At 56.0% G+C, this 7,329-nt stretch carries 6 protein-coding genes; 1 reads left to right on the top strand and 5 read right to left on the bottom strand.

Annotation, left to right across the window (positions count from 1 at the left end; genetic code table 11):
* Positions 1 to 192: 192 nt before the first annotated feature.
* Complete coding sequence (gene opgB, locus VZP09_RS24065; RefSeq protein ID WP_328795447.1) at positions 193 to 2,484, top strand: phosphatidylglycerol--membrane-oligosaccharide glycerophosphotransferase; 2,292 nt, start codon at positions 193 to 195, stop codon at positions 2,482 to 2,484.
* Positions 2,485 to 2,538: 54 nt separating this feature from the next.
* Here opgB and VZP09_RS24060 read toward each other — a convergent pair whose 3' ends face one another.
* The 5 genes from VZP09_RS24060 to VZP09_RS24040 all read right to left on the bottom strand — a co-directional run bounded on the left by VZP09_RS24060 (position 2,539) and on the right by VZP09_RS24040 (position 7,315).
* Positions 2,539 to 3,471, bottom strand: a complete 933-nt coding sequence (locus tag VZP09_RS24060; protein WP_020802805.1) for an Rpn family recombination-promoting nuclease/putative transposase — start codon at positions 3,469 to 3,471, stop codon at positions 2,539 to 2,541.
* 133 nt (positions 3,472 to 3,604) lie between these two features.
* On the bottom strand, positions 3,605 to 4,615 hold the full coding sequence (locus VZP09_RS24055; protein WP_004178531.1) for an SIS domain-containing protein: 1,011 nt from the start codon (positions 4,613 to 4,615) through the stop codon (positions 3,605 to 3,607).
* 17 nt (positions 4,616 to 4,632) lie between these two features.
* On the bottom strand, positions 4,633 to 5,694 hold the full coding sequence (locus VZP09_RS24050; RefSeq protein WP_016529370.1) for an SIS domain-containing protein: 1,062 nt from the start codon (positions 5,692 to 5,694) through the stop codon (positions 4,633 to 4,635).
* A gap of 12 nt (positions 5,695 to 5,706) precedes the next feature.
* Positions 5,707 to 6,558 carry a PTS system mannose/fructose/sorbose family transporter subunit IID gene (locus VZP09_RS24045; RefSeq protein ID WP_004146068.1) on the bottom strand — a complete coding sequence of 284 codons (852 nt, stop codon included), beginning with the start codon at positions 6,556 to 6,558 and terminating at the stop codon, positions 5,707 to 5,709.
* The gene (locus tag VZP09_RS24040; RefSeq protein WP_032439183.1) at positions 6,536 to 7,315 is read right to left on the bottom strand and encodes a PTS mannose/fructose/sorbose/N-acetylgalactosamine transporter subunit IIC; all 780 of its coding nucleotides are present in this window, start codon (positions 7,313 to 7,315) and stop codon (positions 6,536 to 6,538) included. Before VZP09_RS24040 ends, VZP09_RS24045 begins: the two co-directional genes overlap by 23 nt.
* Between the last annotated feature and the right edge of the window lie 14 nt (positions 7,316 to 7,329).

The following is a 7,329-nucleotide window of genomic DNA, read 5'->3' as shown; positions in this document are numbered from 1 at the left end:
GCAGTTTTCCTGTTCCGTTTTCCCATTTCACCCGATGCGATGCCGATCAAAAAAGGCAACTTCTAAACCAATTCTGAATAACTGCACACTTTCATGACGCTAGAATTGCAGCAAGATGGCGCTGCAATTACAGTGGGGCTTGAAAAGTAATCTGTTCTGCCAGCCGATAACTGGCATTAATGAGGATGAGCTGTGTCAGAGTTGTTATCCATCGCCTTATTTTTAGCTTCGGTGGTGCTGTATGCCTGGAAAGCGGGTCGTAACACCTGGTGGTTTGCCGCCACGCTCACGGTGTTAGGCCTGTTCGTGGTGCTGAATATCACCCTCTACGCCAGTGACTACTTCACCGGCGACGGCATCAACGACGCGGTACTCTACACTCTGACCAACAGCCTGACCGGCGCCGGGATCGGCAAATATATACTGCCGGGGGTCGGCGTGGCCGTCGCACTGGTCGCCGTCTTTGGCGCCCTCGGCTGGGTGCTGCGCCGCCGTCGGCATCATCCTCATCACGTCGGTTACAGCCTGGCGGCGCTACTGCTGGCGCTGGCCTCCGTTGATGCCAGCCCGGCCTTCCATCAGATCAGCGAGCTGGTGAAATCCCAGTCACGCGAGGGCGATCCAGACTTTGCCGCGTACTATAAAGAGCCGTCGAAGCAAATCGACAATCCGCAGCTGAACCTGGTCTATATCTATGGCGAAAGTCTCGAGCGCACCTATTTTGATAACGACGCCTTCCCCAACCTCACCCCTGAGCTTGGCAGAATTAAAGCTGAGGCCATTGATTTCAGCAATACCATGCAGCTGCCGGGGACCGATTACACTATCGCCGGCATGGTCGCCTCACAGTGCGGCATTCCGCTGTTCGCGCCGTTCGAAGGTAATGCCTCAGCCTCAGTCTCCAGCTTCTTTCCACAGAATATTTGCCTTGGCGATATTCTGAAGAACTCCGGTTACGAGAATTACTTTGTGCAGGGGGCTAACCTGCGCTTTGCCGGCAAAGACGTGTTTCTTAAATCCCACGGCTTCGATCATCTGTACGGGGCGGAAGAGCTAAAAACTACGGTGGCGGATCCTACCTACCGCAACGACTGGGGCTTCTATGACGACACTGTGCTCGACGAGACCTGGAAAAAATTCGAAGAGCTGTCGCAGTCCGGGAAACGCTTCTCGCTCTTCGCCCTGACGGTGGATACCCACCATCCCGACGGTTTTATCTCACGCACCTGCGAGCGTAAACGCTATGATGTGGACGGCAAGAAAAACCTCTCTTTCAGCGCCGTTAGCTGCAGTCAGGAACATATCGCCGCGCTGATAGAGAAGATTAAAGCCTCACCCTATTTCAAAAACACGGTCATCGTGGTCTCTTCCGATCACCTGGCCATGAAGAACAGCGCCTGGGATTATCTCAACAAGCACGATCGCAGCAATCTGTTCTTCGTCCTGCGCGGCGATAAACCGCAGCAGGAGACCCTGGCGGTGAAACGCAACACCATGGATAACGGCGCGACGGTGCTGGATATTCTCGGCGGCGATAACTATATCGGCCTCGGGCGTAGCAGCCTCTCCGGCCAGTCGCTCTCCGGTATTTTCATGAATATGAAAGAGAAAGTCCTGGCATGGAAGCCTGACGTGATCCGCCTGTGGAATTTCCCCAAAGAAATGAAGAATTTNACCATCGACTCGCAGAAAAATATGATCGCGTTCTCCGGCAGCCATTTCCGTCTGCCGCTGCTGCTGCGGGTATCTGACCAGCGCGTAGAACCGCTGCCAGAGAGTGAATACTCTGCGCCGCTGCGCTTCCAGCTGGCCGATTTCGCGCCACGGGATAATTTCGTGTGGGTCGATCGCTGCTATAAAATGGGCCAGCTGTGGTCGCCTGAGCTGGCGCTCTCCACCGACTGGTGCGTCTCGCAGGGACAGCTGGGGGGTGAGCAGAAGGTCCAGCACGTTGATAAGCCGCAGTGGCACGGCAAGACCGCCTTCAGGGACACCCTTATCGATATGGAGCGCTATAAGGGCAACGTCGATACGCTGAAAATTGTCGACAACGATATTCGCTATAAGGCCGACAGCTTCGTGTTTAACATCGCTGGCGCCCCGGAAGAGGTTAAACAGTTCAGCGGTATTTCGCGTCCCGAGTCGTGGGGGCGGTGGTCCAATGCTCAGTTGGGCAGCGACGTGAAGATTGAATATAAAGAGCCGCTACCGGAGAAATTTGATCTGGTGATCACCGCCAAAGCTTATGGCCCAAACGCCAATAAGCCGATTCCGGTGCGAGTTGGAGAAAGTAAGCAAGTGCTCACTCTGGATAATGACGTGACTACCACGACGCTGCATTTTGACAACCCAACGCGCAGCAACACGCTGATCATCACCCCGCCGGACCCGCAAACCACTAACGAGGGCAATATCCTCGGCCACTCCCCGCGTCAGTTGGGGATCGGCATGGTGGAGATCAAAGTGGTGAAAAGCGAAGGCTAACGCAATCCTGCCCGGCGAATTTTCGCGCCGGGCAGCGGTTGTCGTGGCAGGACGTTAACCACACAGCGGCTGTAGTTCATCAGCCGACAGTCCGGTGATCTTCTGTACCATCTCTTTGTCGAGGCCATTCTGTAACATACTGCCGGCAATGCGCAGCGCCTCGCGTCGGCTGCCTTCCTGCAAGCCCTCCAGGTGCCCTTCTTCCCGGCCTTCTTCCCGACCTTCCTGCTTAAGCTTTTGCGCGATAGACATCAATGTCTCCTCATACTGTGGCAGACGGCGGGCCAGCCGGCGGAGAAACACGCCCGGCTCGGCCGTATTACCGTACTGCAGCATATAGTGAAACAGCATTCTCAACTGCCGACGGTTAGTGTATCCCAGCATCACAACGGCCGCCAACGACTCCGTTATGCCGCTGAGATCGCGCTGGCGAATATGTTTTTGCATCAGCTCCAGCAAGGCGACTCGCCGATGTTGCACGATGTCATCGTCCGGCATCACCGTCACGTCGATCAATGGAAACGGACAGCCATACAGCGTCTTCGCCAGCTGCGGGTCGGCAAATTCATCCAGCCAGTTGAGGGAAAAAGGATACGGACTGGTTGCACCGTGATAAAAAAGCATCGGCACCACCAGCGGCAGCGTTTTGTGCCCGGCATCCAGGTGGCGCTGCATTGCGGCAATCGCATAGCGCATCAGGCGAAAGGCCATATGGCTATCCGGTGAGCTCTGGTGCTCTATCACCACGTAAACATACCCCGTGCCGCAGGTGGTCTGCACCGACCAGAGGACATCTGAATACCAGGCGCGCAGATCCTCATCGATAAAGCTCGCCGATTGCAGCCTCAGGGTAGAGAAATCGCACCGCTGACGGATCGCTTCGGGAAGGTAGAGGGTGAGGAAATCAGTCGCTGTCTCCGGGTGACGAAGAAATCGCTTAAAGACCGCATCGTGCGGCGTCGAGGTCATCCGTTTTTTCATGGCCATCCGCTTGCCTGAAAGAGAAGGTAAGCCGGACTCTATCACCGGTTTTTACCCGGTTGGGTTTGACGACAATTTTCTGGGAAGCGCCTCGGAGAATAGCATGGCGGCCAGCCCGGCTGGCCGCCATCAACACGGCTTAGTAATCAAACTGCCGGTAGTAACGGCGGATATTGAGGTCGTGGCCGGTATGGTGTTCAAAGTGGGCCGCCAGCCGGTCCACCAGCAGGGTGGACACCACGCACGGCGCCATAATCCAGCGGAACGCGTCATCAATGCCGTTCAGCGGATAGTCGCGCGGGTCGATAACCACCAGATGGTCAGTTATTTTTTCGGCAAAACGCTCGACGCGTTCGTCCAGCGCCCGGCATCTCCCCTCGCCTTTCACCAGAAACAGCGGAACCTCTTTTTCCAGCAGCTCCAGGGTGCCGTGGAAAAATTCAGCGGAGCTCACCGACTTCGTCCGCTTCCACTGCATCTCTTCGAGAATACACATTGAGAACAGATAGACCTCGCCCCACATTTCCGCGCCGCCAATCCACATCATATAGTCGCAGTCATGGTATTGCGCGGCAATGCTATCCGCTCGGGGATCGAACTGGCGTTTCGCCTGCAGGAGATTTTCCGGCAGTAACTCGAGCTGGCTGGCAAATCGCGCATAATCAGCAAACTCGCCGTGACGAAAAATGACGCGGAAGAATAACCAGTACAGCAGCATATATTCATATTCCACGCCATTTTTGTGGCACATCGGAATATGCCAGCTGGCGGCGGCAGCCAATGGCGAGTCGGCGTGACGAGTAATAGCTACCACGCGGATCCCCTGTGCCTTGCACCATTCGGCAATGGCGACCGACTCTTTGGTATCGCCGGATTTAGATAACGTAACGACAACCGCATCTTTATTTAATTTTTTATGTCCGCGATGGATTAACTCCGCGGCCTGTTCAAGATATACCGGCACGCTGGTTAATTCTTTGGCAAATTCATTAATTGCCATCATCGGCGCCAGGGAACCACCTACCGAAGCAAAAAATAATGCGCTACAGCCGCTGTCATAAATATCGTCGGCTACGGTTTCAGCCTGTTTACGCGCAGCGATGATCTCGCGAGCACTGGTCAGGTACTCGTCCTGATTAAAACCCAACATAGCTTTCTCCTGAATTTTCAGATTTTACTTTTTAAGACGCGGTCAAAATCGTCGAAAATACGTTTAGCCAGATCGATGCCTTTCAGTCCTGCGGTATGCCAGGCGAGCATCTGCACTGGGACAATCAGCAGCAGAGGCGCCAGGTGATGCTCGCACGGACAGTTTAGCGCCAGCGTTTGAGCATCCTCTTCGTCACCCAGCGTCAGGGTAAAGGCCCGGCCAATGGACGGCGCCAGATAGTCGCGCAGCGCCCGGGTTCGCGCGTCCGGCGTATCTTCAATAAACAGCATCACATGGCGGGCATTGGCTTCCAGATAGGGGCCATGCATATAGGCTTCCAGCTCAAAGCCGCTGGAAGGCACGCGCACCGTCTCGGTAAATTTGGTTTCGAACTCCTTCGCCACGCCAACCAGCGCGCCGTAGCCGGTGGCGACAAAGCGCTCGCCGCTGCGCAGCGTTTCGCTATGGCGGTCAATAAAGCGCGAGGTGCGGACGATAACCTCCGGGATCGCCGCTAGCAGCCGCTGCAATTCAGCGAGATAGTGCTGCTCCTCGACCTCGCTGGCTTTCTCCTGCTTACGAGCAATGATCAGCGCTATCAGCAACAGGTTGAGCACCGTCGCGCTAAAGCCGCGGGTCACAAACCCTACGCTCTCGATCCCGGTATTAATATCCAGAACGCCATCGCTGGCGCATCCTATCGGGCTTTGCGGATCTGAGGTCAGGGCGAAAACCGACTTGCCGGAAGCCTGTACCTTACGCATCGCCTCCAGCGTCGACGCGCTTTTTCCGCTCTGTGAAATCGCCACCACCAGATCGGCATGCGGGTCGATCGCGTCGTAATGGGTGAAGTTGTACGGCTCTTTAATGTCAAGCAGCACACCGAAGCGTTGCTCAAAGAAATAGCGCGCGCACAGCGCGGCATTCAGCGACGATCCGGTCGCGAGCAATAATATCCGCCGTACCGGGTGCTGGCGGACGAAGGTTTCAATCGGCGCCAGCTTTTGCCGGTAGTCGCGCAGGATCTGCGCCAGGCAGGCCGGCTCTTCACTGATATATGTCATCATTGTTGGTCGCATAGCTCACTCCCGTTAAAACAATCCGATCCACGAACCCAGAATGCCCACCAGCGCCATGCCGCCAATAATTGAGAGCGGTTTAACTTTCCGTCCTAGTAGCCAGTAGACGATGCCAAAACTCACCAACGGCAGCATGCAGGGCAGAATGTCGTTGATAATGTCCTGTACCTGGGTTTTGGCCTCCCCGGCGCCGAAGGAGAGAGGAATGGTGATATCGATCATTGAAGCGGTCATCGCCCCGACTACCATCAGACCGATAATCGACGCCCCGTAGGTCAGGCTCTCCATCATTCCGCTCTTCTGGATCCGCTGCAGGACCCCGGTGCCCAGTACGTAGCCCCAGCGGGTAAAACACCAGCGCACCAGAATGTGCGGCACGTTAAACACCAGCAGAAACAGGATCGGCCCGAGGATGTTGCCCTTCAGCGCCAGGCTGGTGCCGATCCCGGTGGCGATGAGGCGCAGCGTCCCCCAGAAGAAAGAGTCACCCAGCCCGGCTAACGGTCCCATCAGTGAGGCTTTGACGTTATCAATCGCAGTGGCATCCATGTTTTTCTGCTGACTGTTTTTCTCTTCCATCGCCGTGGTGATCCCCAGCAGCAGGGTGACGATATGCGGCGTGGTATTGAAAAAAACCAGATGCCGCTTCAGCGCTGCGGCCAGCTCCTCTCTGCGCGGATAGAGCTTCTTCAGCACCGGGATCAACGCGTAAACAAAGGCGAGATTCATCTGCCGCTCATAGTTCCACGAGAACTCCATCTGGAAAGAGCGCCAGAACACCCGGCGTAAATCGCGCGGCGTAATCCGGGTTTCTTCCTGCGCCTGCGGCTGCAGGGTCTCTTCAGAAATCATCTTCGTCGTCATCGCTGACTCCTTGTTCTGTCGTGATACGAGGTGAATTCAATGCGGTGACGTTAACTATGACCACCGCCACGATGGCGCCGAGAATGGCGATACCGGTCACCGGGATTTTCAAATAGGCCATCAGCACAAAACCGAGGAAAAAATACGGCGCCACTTTCTTGTTAATCAGCAGCCTGGCGAGCATCGCGAAGCCGAGGGCCGGGATGATGCCGGTGGCGACGCTGAGCCCATGTTTGATGAATTCCGGGATCGTATCGAGCAGGGATTTCACCGCGTTGCTGCCCACCAGGAATGAGACGGTGACCACCGCGGCAAGCATCAGCGACAGGCCGAATCCGGCAATCAAATGCATCCGCTCAATGCCGCGGAGATCCGCCCGTTCCGCATACCCGTCCGCCTTCTGGCTAAGCATTGGAATGAACATCCCCAGATAGATGTTTTTCAGGATCAAAGTCAGCGTGGCGATAGGCAGGCCAAGCAACAACGCCGTTTCTGTGCCTGCGCCAGAGGTAATGGCGAACGCCACGCCGAGAATACCGCCGGTCACGACGTCGGGCGGGATCGAGGCGCCAACGGAGAAAGAGCCGATAAACGCCAGCTCCAGCGTCGCGCCCATAATGACGCCGGTCTGTACATCCCCCAGCACCAGCCCGGTCAGCAGCCCGGTGACGATAGGCCGTGAAATTAGCGACGTCCCTAAGGCATATTCCGATTGCGCGATAAACGCCACCAGACCCAGTAAGAGAGCCTCTACCATAATCTGTCCTCCGG

The organism is Klebsiella sp. EMBS2024 (assembly GCF_036233805.1).
GTDB lineage: Bacteria > Pseudomonadota > Gammaproteobacteria > Enterobacterales > Enterobacteriaceae > Klebsiella > Klebsiella pneumoniae.
This window is presented reverse-complemented; position numbering and strand designations above follow the sequence as displayed.